Source organism: Hydrogenophaga taeniospiralis (genome assembly GCF_020510445.1).
In the GTDB taxonomy this organism is placed as follows: domain Bacteria; phylum Pseudomonadota; class Gammaproteobacteria; order Burkholderiales; family Burkholderiaceae_C; genus Hydrogenophaga.
Map to the genome: position 1 here is coordinate 301,076 of NZ_JAHBAG010000001.1, position 12,708 is coordinate 313,783.

The 12,708-nt window shown below is 69.1% G+C and carries 13 protein-coding genes; 8 read left to right on the forward strand and 5 right to left on the reverse strand.

The genetic code is table 11. The features are described from left to right. Positions 1-24: 24 nt before the first annotated feature. Positions 25-1,149: a PhaM family polyhydroxyalkanoate granule multifunctional regulatory protein gene (locus KIH07_RS01410; RefSeq protein WP_319004771.1), complete on the reverse strand. Its 1,125-nt coding sequence runs from the start codon at positions 1,147-1,149 to the stop codon at positions 25-27. A 34-nt stretch (positions 1,150-1,183) separates the two neighbouring features. Then, the gene (locus KIH07_RS01415; RefSeq protein ID WP_226490249.1) at positions 1,184-2,023 is read right to left on the reverse strand and encodes an enoyl-CoA hydratase/isomerase family protein; all 840 of its coding nucleotides are present in this window, start codon (positions 2,021-2,023) and stop codon (positions 1,184-1,186) included. A gap of 266 nt (positions 2,024-2,289) precedes the next feature. Here KIH07_RS01415 and KIH07_RS01420 point away from each other — a divergent pair, with 266 nt between their 5' ends. From KIH07_RS01420 to KIH07_RS01435, 4 genes are all read left to right on the forward strand, one after another. Beyond that, positions 2,290-2,649 (forward strand): TraR/DksA family transcriptional regulator, encoded by a 360-nt coding sequence (locus KIH07_RS01420; protein ID WP_226490250.1) that lies wholly within the window; start codon positions 2,290-2,292, stop codon positions 2,647-2,649. 54 nt (positions 2,650-2,703) lie between these two features. After that, positions 2,704-3,153, forward strand: coding sequence for a hypothetical protein (locus KIH07_RS01425; RefSeq protein ID WP_226490251.1), 450 nt, complete (start codon positions 2,704-2,706; stop codon positions 3,151-3,153). Positions 3,154-3,203: 50 nt separating this feature from the next. Further along, positions 3,204-3,647, forward strand: a complete 444-nt coding sequence (locus KIH07_RS01430) for a VOC family protein (protein WP_226490252.1) — start codon at positions 3,204-3,206, stop codon at positions 3,645-3,647. A 175-nt stretch (positions 3,648-3,822) separates the two neighbouring features. Then, on the forward strand, positions 3,823-4,980 hold the full coding sequence (locus KIH07_RS01435) for an ABC transporter substrate-binding protein (RefSeq protein ID WP_226490253.1): 1,158 nt from the start codon (positions 3,823-3,825) through the stop codon (positions 4,978-4,980). A 66-nt stretch (positions 4,981-5,046) separates the two neighbouring features. Here KIH07_RS01435 and KIH07_RS01440 read toward each other — a convergent pair whose 3' ends face one another. Further along, positions 5,047-6,057 carry a fumarylacetoacetate hydrolase family protein gene (locus tag KIH07_RS01440; RefSeq protein WP_226490254.1) on the reverse strand — a complete coding sequence of 337 codons (1,011 nt, stop codon included), beginning with the start codon at positions 6,055-6,057 and terminating at the stop codon, positions 5,047-5,049. Positions 6,058-6,302: 245 nt separating this feature from the next. Between KIH07_RS01440 and KIH07_RS01445 the strand changes: the two genes are divergently transcribed. The 3 genes from KIH07_RS01445 to KIH07_RS01455 all read left to right on the forward strand — a co-directional run bounded on the left by KIH07_RS01445 (position 6,303) and on the right by KIH07_RS01455 (position 8,937). Beyond that, positions 6,303-7,211, forward strand: a complete 909-nt coding sequence (locus KIH07_RS01445; protein ID WP_226490255.1) for an IclR family transcriptional regulator — start codon at positions 6,303-6,305, stop codon at positions 7,209-7,211. Between the two features lie 28 nt (positions 7,212-7,239). After that, on the forward strand, positions 7,240-8,433 hold the full coding sequence (locus KIH07_RS01450; RefSeq protein ID WP_226490256.1) for a DUF3108 domain-containing protein: 1,194 nt from the start codon (positions 7,240-7,242) through the stop codon (positions 8,431-8,433). A 219-nt stretch (positions 8,434-8,652) separates the two neighbouring features. Beyond that, positions 8,653-8,937 (forward strand): DUF3567 domain-containing protein, encoded by a 285-nt coding sequence (locus KIH07_RS01455; RefSeq protein ID WP_226490257.1) that lies wholly within the window; start codon positions 8,653-8,655, stop codon positions 8,935-8,937. Between the two features lie 138 nt (positions 8,938-9,075). On the opposite strand, the gene KIH07_RS01460 is transcribed toward KIH07_RS01455, so the two are convergent. Beyond that, complete coding sequence (locus tag KIH07_RS01460; protein WP_226490258.1) at positions 9,076-10,158, reverse strand: AbrB family transcriptional regulator; 1,083 nt, start codon at positions 10,156-10,158, stop codon at positions 9,076-9,078. Positions 10,159-10,217: 59 nt separating this feature from the next. On the opposite strand from KIH07_RS01460, the gene KIH07_RS01465 reads away from it, so the two are divergent. Further along, complete coding sequence (locus tag KIH07_RS01465) at positions 10,218-11,087, forward strand: ChaN family lipoprotein (protein WP_226490259.1); 870 nt, start codon at positions 10,218-10,220, stop codon at positions 11,085-11,087. Positions 11,088-11,142: 55 nt separating this feature from the next. Here KIH07_RS01465 and KIH07_RS01470 read toward each other — a convergent pair whose 3' ends face one another. Beyond that, positions 11,143-12,708 (reverse strand): rhodanese-like domain-containing protein, encoded by a 1,566-nt coding sequence (locus tag KIH07_RS01470; RefSeq protein WP_226490260.1) that lies wholly within the window; start codon positions 12,706-12,708, stop codon positions 11,143-11,145.

Consider the following 12,708-nt stretch of genomic DNA (forward strand, 5'->3'; position numbering starts at 1 on the left):
CGGCGCCGGGTTCAGTCCGCCCGATCAGCGTCGGCGTGCGCCGCGCGCGGCCTTGCCGGTGGCGGCTTTTTTGGCCGTCGCTTTCGGGGGCGCCGCCTTCGCCTTCTTCGCGACCGTGCGGGTGGTGGGGGCCTGGGCGGGCGGGGCCGGCTGGAAGCCGGTCATGGGGAAGAACGAGGTGGGCAGCGGCCAGTCGCCCGCGGACAGCGGCTGGACCGGCGCCGAGCGGGCAGCCGGTGCCGCGGCGGTGCGCGTGCGCGCGGGTGCCTTCCTGGCCACGGGCGCGGGGGTGGCCTTGCGGGGAGCGGTTTTCTTCGCCGCCGGCTGGGGCGTGCTCTTGCGCCCGGTCACGGCCCGCGCCGCCGCCTGGCCCAGGCCGCGCGTGACCTTGCCGGCCACGCCGGTGGCGGTCTTGACGGCCTGCTCGGTCAGGCCGCTGGCCACCTGACGGGTGGTGTCGAGCGCGGTCTGTTTGGCCACGTCTTTCAGCGCGCTGGCCGCGATGGTCTGGAACTGCTGGGACAGGGCGCCCCACCACTGCATGGGGTCCACCACGCCGCCCGCGGGCGCGGTGGCCTGGGCGGCGGCGGCCGGTCCTGCCCGGGTCTTGCGGGGCCGGGCTGCGGGCGGAGGCGCCGGTTCGTGGTCTTCCTCGTCCTCGTCGTCGGTGGTTTCGTCGGCACCATCCGCCCCCGCCTCGGCGGGCGGGGGGCTGCCGTAGGTGCGGGGCGGGATCTCGAGACCGGCGAAGGCGGTGTGGGCGGGGGCGGCGGCGGGCGCGCCACCGGTGAAGCTGGCCACGGTGTCGGCGGCCTTGATCTTGAGCGCGTTGGCCACGTCGCCCAGGCTGAAGTTCATGTTCTTCAGCGTGGCCAGGGTCATCTTCTGCACCTCCAGCGCCTGGATGGTCGCCCCCAGCGCCTTGGAATTCTGGTCGAGCCAGAAGTGCACGGCCTTGAGCTCTTCGATGCGTTTTTCCAGGTCCTCCACGTTGAAGGTGGGAGCCACCCAGTTGCCCAGGTTGGGCAATTGCGGAATGCTGTTGCCGATGCCTTGTGCCACGCCCCCGGCGGCCTGGCCGGCGAGGTTCTGCAGGAACTCAAAGCCCGGCACGAATTTGCCGAAACCGCTGCCCGATGTGTCGCTCATGAAGGTCTCCTGATGGGTCGTTCCGCGGTGGCTCTCAGCCGTCCACGCCGTAGCGGGGCACGCGCCGTTCCCGCAAGGATGCCACACCTTCGTGCACGTCGGGGCCTCCAAATCCCATGAATTCCAGGGCCAGCGAAGTGTCGAACGCCGGGCCTGCCTGGCGCAGCCAGTTGTTGAGCGAGTACTTGGTCCAGCGGATCGCGGTCTGGCTGCCGCTGGCCAGGCGGTCGGCCACTTCATAGGCCTTGTCGAGCAGGGCTTCATCGTCCACCGCGAGCGACACCAGGCCGATGCGTTCGGCCTCTTCGCCGCTGATGGGGTCGCACAGCATCAGGTAGTACTTGGCCTTGGCCAGGCCGCACAGCAGCGGCCAGACGATGGCCGCGTGGTCGCCGGCCGCCACGCCCAGGCGGGTGTGGCCATCGACGATCTTGGCGGACTTCGCGGCGATGGAGATGTCGGCCAGCAGGCCGGCCACCAGGCCCGCGCCCACGGCCGGGCCGTGCATGGCGCTGACGATGGGCTTGTCGCAATTGATCACGTTGTAGACCAGGTCGCGCGCTTCTTTCCAGACGCGGGTGCGCACCCCGAAGTCGCTCGCCATGTCCTGCACCAGCGCCAGATCGCCGCCGCCCGAAAAACCCAGGCCGCTGCCGCGCAGCACGGCGCAGCGCACGCTGTCGTCGCGCCCCACGTCGCGCCAGATCTCGCTCAGTTCCCAGTGGCCTTCGTGGCCGGCGGTGGGCAGCTTGCCGTTGCCCCCCGGGCCGTCGGCGCGCATCTGGATGTCGAGCACCGAGGGCACGCCCTCCACGGGCGGGCCACGACGGGTGATGGCGAGGGTCTGGTAGCGGCTGTAGTCCACAGGGGTCATGCTGGTCTCCGTTGCCGGGGTCTGACGCCCCGGGATCTGGGTGGAATGATCGGGCGATTCTGCCCCGTTTGACCGGCCGAACCGGCCCGATTCGCCGGAAATCCGCGCCACGGCATGGCGCTGGGGCGCAGGCCAAAACCGCGTCCCATCAGGTGGGACTTGACGTGTGTCAACGCCCCTGTCACGGTACAGGCGCAGTATGTCTGTCATGGCGCCGTCGCGAGCCATCGCCCGGAGCGCTTCCGAGAACCACGAGGAGAGCTTGCATGAGTCAGAACGTTTCCGACACTTTCGCCAACCAGCTGCGCGAGATGCGCACCGAGTTGCTGGGCCAGTTGCGTGGGCAGCGCGGCGGCAGGATTGGCCGCGCCGAGGCGGCCGCGGACGCCCGCGAGGCCAGCAGCGATGACTGGGCGCGGGCCGAGACCGAGCGCGACCTGGCCTTCGGGCTGGAGGAACGCGAGTCCGCCGAACTGGTGGCCATCGACGAGGCGCTCAAACGCATCGCCGACGGCAGCTACGGTCTGTGCATCGACTGCGGCGTCGCCATCGCCACCGCACGGCTGCACGCCAACCCGACCGCGTTGCGCTGCGTCGCCTGCCAGGAGAAGGCCGAGCAGGCCTGACCCCGACCGCACCGACCCGCGGCCCATTGCTTTCATTTGTTCAGGAGGTTTCCCATGCCCACTTTTCACGCCGTCGTCTGGATGGACCGCCGCGAGGCCCACGTGTTGAAGTTCGATCGTGAGCATGTCGAGTCCGAGAGCATCAAGTCCCGCTCGCACCACAAAGCCACCGGTGGCCACGTGGGCTCGCACCAGCTGATGCACGGTCGCGGCCCCGCGGCCAGTGGCAACCACTCCCCCGAAGGCGGGCACAGCTCGACCGACGAAAACTTCTACCACGAGGTCGCGCAGGCGCTCCAGGGCGTGCGCGAGATTCTGGTCACCGGCCCGGCCCAGGCCAAGGACGAGTTCCGCACCCATTGCCAGCACCACGAAAAGGACATCGCCAGCGCCATCGTCGATGTGGTCTCCGCCGACCACCCCACCGACCGCCAGCTGGTGGCCATGGCGCGCCAGTATTTCCTGAAGCACGACCAGAACGCCGGCGACCCCACGCAGCGCTGAGCCGCGGCGGCGGCGCTGCACATTCACGGGGGGTTTGCTATCCTGCCCGGATGCCGACCCACAGCCCTCAGACCCTTCCCGCCCGAAGCCTGTTCCACCTGGCGTTTCACGTCACCGACCTGGACGAGGCACGCCGCTTCTACGGTGGCGTGCTGGGTTGCGCCGAAGGCCGAAGCACCGACACCTGGGTGGACTTCGACTTCTTCAGCCATCAGATCTCGCTGCACCTGGGCGAGCCCTTCAAGACCACAAGCACGGGCCGCGTGGGCGACCACCTGGTGCCCATGCCGCACTTTGGTCTGGTGCTGTTGCTGCCCGACTGGCGGGCGCTGGCCGAGCGGCTGGAGCGCGCGGGCACGGACTTCGTGCTGCGCCCGCAGGTCCGTTTTGAAGGCCAGCCGGGGGAGCAGTGGACGATGTTCTTCTGCGACCCGTTCGGCAACCCTATCGAGATCAAGGGTTTTGCCTCGCTCACGCAGGTGTATGCCCAATGATGGCGGCGCGGGTACCGATGCGGTGGGTCGATGAGCGGCCCGTTCGCGGCGCCAGACGTCGCGACACGCGCGTCGGTTGGCCGGTAGCATCGACCCCCTGAACGTCGCTCAAGAGGCGCGCACCCAGCGCCCGAGCCTGCATCCCCAAACACCCCCATTTCCCCACCAAGCCATCATGTGTTCATCCTCTTCCTCCTCCGGTCTTTCGCGACGCACTTTCAGCGGCCTGATCGCCGGCGCAGCCGTGCTGGGCACACCCGCCTTGAGAGCCCAGTCGGGCAACCGGGTGGTGCTGGGCCAGTCGGCCGCGTTCACCGGCGCGGCCGCCCAGCTGGGCATCCAGTTCCACGCCGGTGCCAAGCTGTATTTCGACCAGCTCAATGCCCAGGGGGGCGTGAACCAGACCCAGATCGAGTTGCGCCAGCTCGATGACGGCTACGAGCCCGACCGCTGTGCGGAGAACACGCGCAAGCTGCTGGACGATGAGGTGTTCGCGCTGTTTGGCTACATCGGCACGCCCACCAGCGTGGTGGCGCTGCCGCTGGCGATCAAGGCCCAGACCCCGTTCTTCGCCCCGTTCACCGGCGCCATGGGGCTGCGCCAGCCGTTCAACCGCATGGCGTTTCACATGCGGGCCTCGTACAACGACGAAACCGCACTGATCGTGCGCCAGCTCACCAACCTGGGTCTGAAGAAGATCGCGGTGTTCTACCAGAACGATGCCTATGGCAAGGCCGGCCTGAGCGGCGTGAACCTGGCGCTGGAAGCCCAGTCCCTCAAGCCGGTGGCCACCGCCACCGTGGAGCGCAACTCGGTCGACGTGGCCAGCGCGGTGAACACCATCAACGCGGCCCAGCCCGACGCGGTGGTGCAGATCAGCGCCTACGCGTCCTGCGCCGCCTACATCCGCGCCGCGCGCAAGGCGGGCTACGGCGGCAGCTTCTACAACGTGTCGTTCGTGGGCACGCAGGCGCTGGCCGATACCTTGGGCAAAGAAGGTGCCGGCGTGGCGGTCACGCAGGTGGTGCCTTCACCGTACAGCTCGGCCCGGCCGCTGACGCGCGAGTTTCTGGCGATGATCGCCCAGGGCGGCAACAAGGTGCAGCCCAACTTCTCCAGCATGGAAGGCTTCATGGCGGCCAAGCTGTTCACCGAAGGCCTGCGCCGCGGCGGTGCGGGCCGGCCGACCCGCAACAGCCTGATCGAGGGACTGGAGAGCATCCGCGACCTGTCCATGGGCGGGTTCAACGTGTCGTTCGGCCCCGACAACCACGTGGCATCGAAGTTCGTGGAGCTCTCCATGCTCACCGGCGACGGACGGATCCGCACCTGAGGCCCTGATCGGACAAGCCCCGGGCCGAGCCACCGCTGTGCCCGGACCCGGGACGTGCCCGCGGTCTCAGCGATCCAGCGGCGCGATCTTCTGGTCGATCGCCCCAAAGACGCTCTGGCCGTCCTTGCCCTTCATCTCGATGCGGATGGTGTCGCCGAACTTCATGAATTCGGTGGTCGGCTGGCCGTCCAGAATGGTTTCGATGCATCGCTTCTCGGCGATGCAGCTGTAGCCCTTGGGCCATTCCTGGCGCCCGTCCACCTCGATCGCCTTGTTGCTCACGGTGCCCGAGCCCACGATGGAGCCGGCGCGCACGTTGCGCGTCTTGCATATGTGGGCGATCAGCTGGCCGAAGTGGAAGGTCATCTCCGGGCCGGCGTCGCACATGCCGACCTTGCGGCCGTTCCAGGTGGACTGCAACGTGAGGTTGACCCGGCCACCGGCCCAGGCGTCGCCCAGCTCGTCGGGCGTGACCGCTACCGGGCTGAAGGCGCTGGCGGGCTTGCTCTGGAAGAAGCCGAAGCCCTTGGCCAGTTCGGCCGGGATCAGGTTGCGCAGCGACACGTCGTTCACCAGCATCAGCAGGCGCACGCCGTCCAGCGCCTGCTCGGGGCTGGCTCCCATGGGCACGTCGCCCGTGACCACGGCGATCTCGGCTTCGAAGTCGATCCCGAAGTCTTCGCTGGGCACGACCACGTCGTCGCAAGGGCCAATGAAGTCGTCGCTGCCGCCCTGGTACATCAGCGGATCGGTGTAGAACGAAGCTGGCACCTCACTGCTGCGCGCCGCGCGCACCAGCTCCACGTGGTTGATGTAGGCCGAGCCGTCGGCCCACTGGTAGGCCCGCGGCAGCGGCGCCATGCACTGGGCGGGGTCAAACGGGAACGCGTGGCGCGCCTTGCCCTGGTTGAGCGTGACGTACAGGTCGTGCAGCTGGGGGGCGTGGAAGTTCCAGTCGTCCAGCGCCTGCTGCAGCTTGTGGGCGATGCCCGTCGCATAATGAGCGGTTGACAGATCGCGTGAAACAACCACCAGTTGTCCGTCGCGTGAGCCGTCTTTGTAAGTGGCGAGTTTCATGCAAGTCTCCTGCTGCGGGTTCTTTGAGATGCCATGATTCTGCCCCCGGCCAACCGCTCACGCGACCGACCGCCGGGTGGCGCTCCCCAGGGAGCCATCATGCACATGGAATTACGAATAGTGAAATCAGTTAACCTATCCGTAAGAACCGGATTCTAGAACAAAGTCCCGACGCGCATGCAATGACCCCGGAATTCCCCCTGGAACCCGCCCACGGTCCCACCGTGCAAAACCGAACGCCCACCATGCCCGCTGCCCCCCGCCCCTCCGCCACCGCTGTCGCACCGGCCCGCGCACCGCGGCGCACGGCCCCACCCGCCACGGAACCGAGCGACGATGACGAGCCCTTGCGCGCGGGCATCCAGTCGGTCGAGGTCGGCTTCGAGCTGCTCAACGCGCTGTCCAACGCGCCGGGCTCGCTGATGCTGCGCGACCTGGCCGCGGCCGCCGGCATGAGCGCGGCCAAGGCACACCGCTACCTCGTGAGCTTCCAGCGCATGGGCCTGGTGATGCAGGACCCGGCCACCACCCGCTACGACCTCGGCCCCGCGGCCCTGCGCCTGGGCCTGGCCAGCCTGAGCCGGATCGATGGCGTCAAGCTCGCTCGCGAGCGGGTCGAGGCCCTGCTGCTGGAGACCGGCCACACCCTGGCCATCGCGGTCTGGGGCAACCAGGGTCCGACCATGGTGCACTGGGCCGAAGCCCCCCAGACGGTGCCGGTCACGCTGCGCCTGGGCGACGTGATGCCGCTGCTGACCTCGGCCACCGGACGCTGCTTTGCCGCGTTCATGGGCCACGAAGGACGCGATGCCCAACGCATCGCGCCCATGATCCGCGACGAGCTCGCGCGCCTCAAGAAACTGCCGCGCAACGGATTCGCGGTGGCGGATCTGCCGCAAAGCCAGGCCGACGTGCAGGCCATGCTGGAGGAAACCCGCCGCCACGGCCTGGGGCGTGTGGTCCACAGCCTGCTGCCGGGCGTGGGGGGCTTCTGCGCCCCGGTGTTCGATGCCCAGGGCCATCTGGCGCTGGGCCTGGTGGTGCTGGGCTCGGTGACCACGCTCGACACGGCCTGGGACGGTGCACCCGCCACCGCCCTGCTGCGCTGCGCGCGCCAGCTCAGCGCCGATCTGGGCCACACCCCGTCGCGCTGAAAACGGTCCTTCCCGCTTGCTCCGCCCCATGTCCCGTTCCCGTCTCGATGCCCCACCCCGCTGGACCGTGCTGCTGGGCCTGGCCGCCGCTGTGCTGGCGCTGCACCTGCTGCTGTTGAGCGGCGGCGTGTCCAGCTGGTCGCTGGACCTGCTGGATGCCCCCGAGTCGGACACCGGCGTGGCGGCCTTGCCCGCGGATCCAACGGCCCAACCCGAGGCGGCCGCAGCGCCGCTGCCAGACGCGCCGCCCCCCGTGACCACCAGCACGGTGCGCTGGATCGTGCCCAAGCCCGTGCCCCCGGCGCCGCCACCGCCTCCCCCAAAACCCAAGGTGGAGAAGAAACCGCCGCCACCGGCGCCCGAACCCGAAGAACCGCCACCGGTCGAGGTCGCTGAAGCGCCGCCGGAGCCACCGCCGGTGGAACCCGAACCCAAGCCGACCCCACCCGCCGAGCTTGCTCCGCCGCCGGAGCCTGCGCCCGAAACACCCGCGGTCGACACCGCGGCGACCAGCGCGGCCCGGGAAAGCGCGAGCGCGGTCGACGCTTCGTTGCAGAACGCCCTGCTCTCGCCCAGCGCCGATCTGCGCTACGACGTGAGCGCCGACGCCAAGGGCATGCCCTATTCGGCCCGGGGCCATCTGACATGGGAACAAGACGGGCGGCGCTACAAGGCCCGCATGGAAATCAGCGTGCTGTTCCTGGGCAGCCTGGTACAGACCAGCGAGGGAACGATCGGCAGCAAGGGCCTGGTGCCCGAGCGCTTCACCGACCGCAAGCGCAGCGAACGCGCGGCCCATTTTGACCACGCCACCCAACGCATCCGCTACAGCAACAACGCTCCCGACGCCCCCCTGCTGCCCGGGGTCCAGGACCGGCTCACGATCAACCTGCAGCTGGCCGCCCTGTTCAACGCCCAGCCATCGGCCTTTCACGAGGGCCAGACCCTGCGCTTGCCGGTCAGCGGCATCGATGCGGCGGAAATCTGGCTGTTCCAGATCGGACCCCAGACCCGACTGACCGTGCCCGCGGGCGATTTCGATGCCCGCAAGCTGACCCGCAACCCGCGCCGGCCCTACGACCGCATGGTCGAAATCTGGCTGGCCCCGGCCCTGCACCACCTGCCGGTCCGCATGCGCGTCACCGAGCCCAACGGCGACTACTTTGATCTGCAGCTGCGCACGATGCCGGAACTCGGCGCCGCGGCGCCGCCTCTGCAATGAGCCGGCACGCTCCGGACCCGGTCGCACACGAGTAAGTCCCCACACACAGATGTGGCCGATCCGTGCCTTGAACCTCGGGAATGTGCCAAAAATGACACGCATCTTGAATCTTCACCGGCCGTGACCATCTAAATCACCAGACGGACTGCATAAGTCCGACCAATTGCCGATATAAGGTTCATGAGGAACACAGGTTTCTCTCTTTCAAGGATGTCAGTCATGCACATGCTCTACGACTCGGATGCCTTTGCCGTGGTCCACATCCTCGCCAACGCCCAGATCGAAGGCGAGGTCGAGCAGGACCAGGGTCCACAAATCCCGCGCCACGGTTTCGAAATCGTGGACAAACGGTCGGGCAAAGAGGTCTACCTGGACGGCTCCTGGGCCGAAATGTTCCAGATCCAGATCACCGCCTGGCAACAGAACACCCCTTCGCAGGAAGAGGTGGAAGACACGCTCGAAGGCTATGCCACGCTGGCGCAGATGCCGGTGGTGATGCATTGAGGCTCCCCCCGCGCCGCGCCTAGGGGCGCGTCACCCCCCGGGGGGCGATGCCTGCGGTCCGGCGGAGCCGGTTCCGCGGCATCCTTGGTTGAACTGCCCCTCACTCCCACAGCCCGGTCAAGACCGGGCTTCGTTTTTTCAGGCCTTGTCTTTGCGACTCAGCCAGCGGTACACCGGCTCGGCCAGCACCAGCACCGCCACCAGGCGGCAGACCTGAAACGCGGTGACCACCGGGACGCCGAGCTGCAGCACCTTGGCGGTGATGGCCATCTCGGCGATGCCGCCGGGTGCCGTGCCGAGCACCAGCGTGGCCGGGTGCAGGCCGGTGAGCGCCGCCAGCAGCCAGGCGAAGCCGGCGCACAAGCCCATCATCACGGCGCTGGCGAACGCCACCGAGGCCAGCCAGCGCGGGGCGGTGTGCACAAACGCCGGGTTGAAGCGCACGCCCAGGCTCACGCCGATGACGAGCTGGGCTGCGGCGCTGAGCCACCCCGGGATGGCCGACAGCGTCACCCCCGACAGCGTGAGCAGCATGGTGACCAGCAACGCCCCCATGAACCAGGGGTTGGCACGGCGCAGCCGCCGCATCAGCAACACCCCCGCCAGCGTGAGCAGGCCGAGCCAGAGAAGGCCGCTGGCCTGCACCACGCGCGAGGCGGGCGGCAAGGCGTCCAGGCCGCTCACGCCCCAGAACTGCATCGCAAACGGGACCGTCAGCGTCACCAGCAGCACGCGCAGGCTGTGCGCGGCGGCCACCAGATCGGTGCGCGCGCCCTGGCGCTCGGCGATCAGGGTCATTTCGGACGCACCCCCGATGGACCCCGCGAAATAGGTGGTGCTGCGCAGCTGCGCCGGGGTGAGCCCGCTCAGGTGCCCGGCGTGCACGCGGCGCATCCAGGCACCAAACCCCAGACCGAGCGCCAGCGCCCAGGCGATGCCCAGCGCCACGCCCCACCACAGCCCCGCCACCAGCGCACCGACGGCGGGCGTGAAATACAGACCCAGCGCGGTGCCGATGACCCACTGCCCCGCGTTGCGCAATGGAATCCAGCTTTCCGTGGGGGCCCCCAGCACCGACACCAGGGACGTGGCCACCAGCGGGCCGATCATCCATGGAATGGGCGTGCCCAGCCACACGCACAGCTGGGCCGCCGCACAAGCCAGCAGCAGGGTCAGGGCCGTGCGCGTCCAGGACGCGGGCCGCAACGGGAAAGAGAACATCGCGCGGAGATCGGAAAGACGGACGGCGTCGGGTGGGCCGGGGGACGTAGTATCGGCGGATGAACTGTCGAAGCCCTGTCATCCGGGTGGCGGCCTGGACCGCGGTGTGGGCGGTGGCGGCCGCGCTGCTGTCCGGTTGTGCGGCCTCCCTGGCGCCGCGGCCCGACCCCGACGCATCGGCGGGCGCGCTGCTGGAGCGCCTGCTGCCCACACCCCTGCTGCTGGTGGGCGAACAACACGACGCCCCCGAACACCAGGCGCTGCAGCGCGCGCTGGTGCAGCAGTTGGCCGCGCGCCAACGGCTGGCCGCGCTGGTGGTGGAGATGGCCGAGTCCGGCACGCGCACCACCGGTCTGCCCCGCGATGCGAGCGAAGCCCAGGTGCGGCAGGCCCTGCGCTGGGGCCCGGACAACGGCGGCTGGCCCTGGCCCACCTATGCGCCGGTGGTGATGGCGGCGGTGCGCGCCGGGGTGCCGGTGCTCGGCGGCAACCTGCCCCGCGCCGAGATGCGCGCGGCCATGGGCCAGGCCGAGCTGGACGGGCTGCTGCCCAGCGCCTCCCTGGAGCGCCAGCGCAGCGCCATCCAGGAAGGCCACTGCGACCTGCTGCCCGCGCCACAGATCGCGCCCATGACCCGCATCCAGATCGCCCGCGACCAGGCCATGGCCCGCACCGCGGCGGCGGCCGTGCGGCCCGGGCAGACGGTGCTGCTGGTGGCGGGCAACAACCATGTGCAGCGCGCCCTGGGGGTGCCGCTGCACCTGCCGACGGGGCTGGCACACCGCGTCGTGTTGTCGCTGGCCCTACCCGCAAACGCCGAAGCGGCGCCGCCGAGCGGGTCCACGCCAGGGTCCGACGCGGTCTGGAGCAGCCCACCGCGCGCTCCGCGCGACTACTGCGGCGACATGAAGCGCAGCCTGGGCCGTTGACCAGCCAGACCGGCAGCGGCACATGCGGAAGGTCTGCTTGTCAAAGCGAGCCCGTTCAGTACACCACGCCCAGGGCCATTTTGCCCACCGTCGGCAATCCCGCTGCCGTCCAGGCCGGCAGGCCACCCCGGTACCAGTACACCTGCGCATGGCCGGCCTGCACCGCCCGCAGCGCCGCATTCGCCGACAGCCAACCCGCCCTCGCTCCGCCATAGAACACCAGCGGCTGTGTAGGATCGGGTGAGGCGGCCCGGATCAAACCCTCGAACCGCTGGTGAACGGCGGCCTCCTGGGAGGCGTCATCGAAGGCACCTCCCGCCCCCAGCAAGGCGAATGCCCCGGGCACCATGCCTTCGTCGGGCGACACATCCACCACGATCGGGAGCTTGACGTCCTTGAGCATGCGCACCAGCTCCGCCGTGTCGATGCGCTCCACACCGCGCAGCCTGCAGGGCGCCGCTGTATCGAAACCCGCCTGCTCCAGCGGTTTGCGCTGCCAGACCTCGCCGCTGCAGAAGTCGGCCTTCTCATTGGCCACCGCCCCGGGAGATGCGGGCGGCAACTGGGCCAAGGCCTCCCGGGTCTGACGAGACTGCCATTCGAACAGCGGCCGGAGATCCTGGTCGTCCAGCGCAAGCAGACGGCACAGCCTGGGCTTGCCGTTGCGCTGGTTGCACCCAAGGAGCGCTCGGGCCATGGCCAGCTCGGGGGAACTGGCCCCACCCGTTACGTGCGCCCGAGTCATGGGTCCACCCGACATCCCTTCATCCCAGGCGATGGCCCGGTGCACAGGCGCCATTGCGAAGGTCTTGAAAAAATTCTCCAGTTCCGGGCAGTCCCCTTTGGGGCAAAGTTCCTGACGCACTTGTTGCGCCCAGGCCGCCAGATCGAAGGGCGCGTCGTTCACCGCCCGACCAAAGAGCCTGAGCTGAAGTCGCATCGAGACCGGCAGGTCCACCGCGACGGTCTCGCGCTGCGTCACCAGACCCAGGGTGAAGGCATCCTTGCCTTCCTGCGGCTTGCAGGTTGTGGGTTGGTGCGCATTGAGGCACAGCGCGGCCTGACTGGCCTGGGCCGGATTGCGCTCGATGTCGCGCAGGATCAGAAAACCACGGGGGTCCTTGAAACCATAGATCGCCTCGTTGATCAGTCCGTCGTTCATCGCCGTCCCGATCTGGCGGCGGAAAAACGCATAGAGGGCAGGCCCGATGCCATGGGCAAGCCGCCCCGAGTCGATGTCGTAGCCCCCGTGAATGCCCAGCAGGGTGCTGCCCGGGGTCCGGCCCGACCCGAAGCCGCGCGTCTTTCCCGCCACGAACATCACGGCACAGGCCGACAAGCACCTGCCCACGGCCACCGTGTCCAGCCCGGCATCCCGAACGGCTTCTCCGACCGTCAACGCGGTCCAGAGGTCCCCGCCCGGCGAATCCACCAGGACCAGACGACGCAGCCCAGGCTGGGACAGCTGTGCCCTGAACGACTGAAAGTCCTCGCCACCAACCGCCCCTGTCGCGAACAGGGTGTCCTCCACCCGCTCCAGGGTCATCGCCCCCGCCGCCAGGTGCGCCAGCAGGCAGATCCCGGCCAGCCACCCCTTCATTCCCCTTCGCACGGTTTCCAT

Bases quoted from the DNA above. Each gene is read 5' to 3' on its own strand.
- KIH07_RS01410 (WP_319004771.1), bottom strand. From the start codon at position 1,149: ATGAGCGACACATCGGGCAGCGGTTTCGGCAAATTCGTGCCGGGCTTT.
- KIH07_RS01415 (WP_226490249.1), bottom strand. From the start codon at position 2,023: ATGACCCCTGTGGACTACAGCCGCTACCAGACCCTCGCCATCACCCGT.
- KIH07_RS01420 (WP_226490250.1), top strand. From the start codon at position 2,290: ATGAGTCAGAACGTTTCCGACACTTTCGCCAACCAGCTGCGCGAGATG.
- KIH07_RS01425 (WP_226490251.1), top strand. From the start codon at position 2,704: ATGCCCACTTTTCACGCCGTCGTCTGGATGGACCGCCGCGAGGCCCAC.
- KIH07_RS01430 (WP_226490252.1), top strand. From the start codon at position 3,204: ATGCCGACCCACAGCCCTCAGACCCTTCCCGCCCGAAGCCTGTTCCAC.
- KIH07_RS01435 (WP_226490253.1), top strand. From the start codon at position 3,823: ATGTGTTCATCCTCTTCCTCCTCCGGTCTTTCGCGACGCACTTTCAGC.
- KIH07_RS01440 (WP_226490254.1), bottom strand. From the start codon at position 6,057: ATGAAACTCGCCACTTACAAAGACGGCTCACGCGACGGACAACTGGTG.
- KIH07_RS01445 (WP_226490255.1), top strand. From the start codon at position 6,303: ATGCCCGCTGCCCCCCGCCCCTCCGCCACCGCTGTCGCACCGGCCCGC.
- KIH07_RS01450 (WP_226490256.1), top strand. From the start codon at position 7,240: ATGTCCCGTTCCCGTCTCGATGCCCCACCCCGCTGGACCGTGCTGCTG.
- KIH07_RS01455 (WP_226490257.1), top strand. From the start codon at position 8,653: ATGCACATGCTCTACGACTCGGATGCCTTTGCCGTGGTCCACATCCTC.
- KIH07_RS01460 (WP_226490258.1), bottom strand. From the start codon at position 10,158: ATGTTCTCTTTCCCGTTGCGGCCCGCGTCCTGGACGCGCACGGCCCTG.
- KIH07_RS01465 (WP_226490259.1), top strand. From the start codon at position 10,218: ATGAACTGTCGAAGCCCTGTCATCCGGGTGGCGGCCTGGACCGCGGTG.
- KIH07_RS01470 (WP_226490260.1), bottom strand. From the start codon at position 12,708: ATGGAAACCGTGCGAAGGGGAATGAAGGGGTGGCTGGCCGGGATCTGC.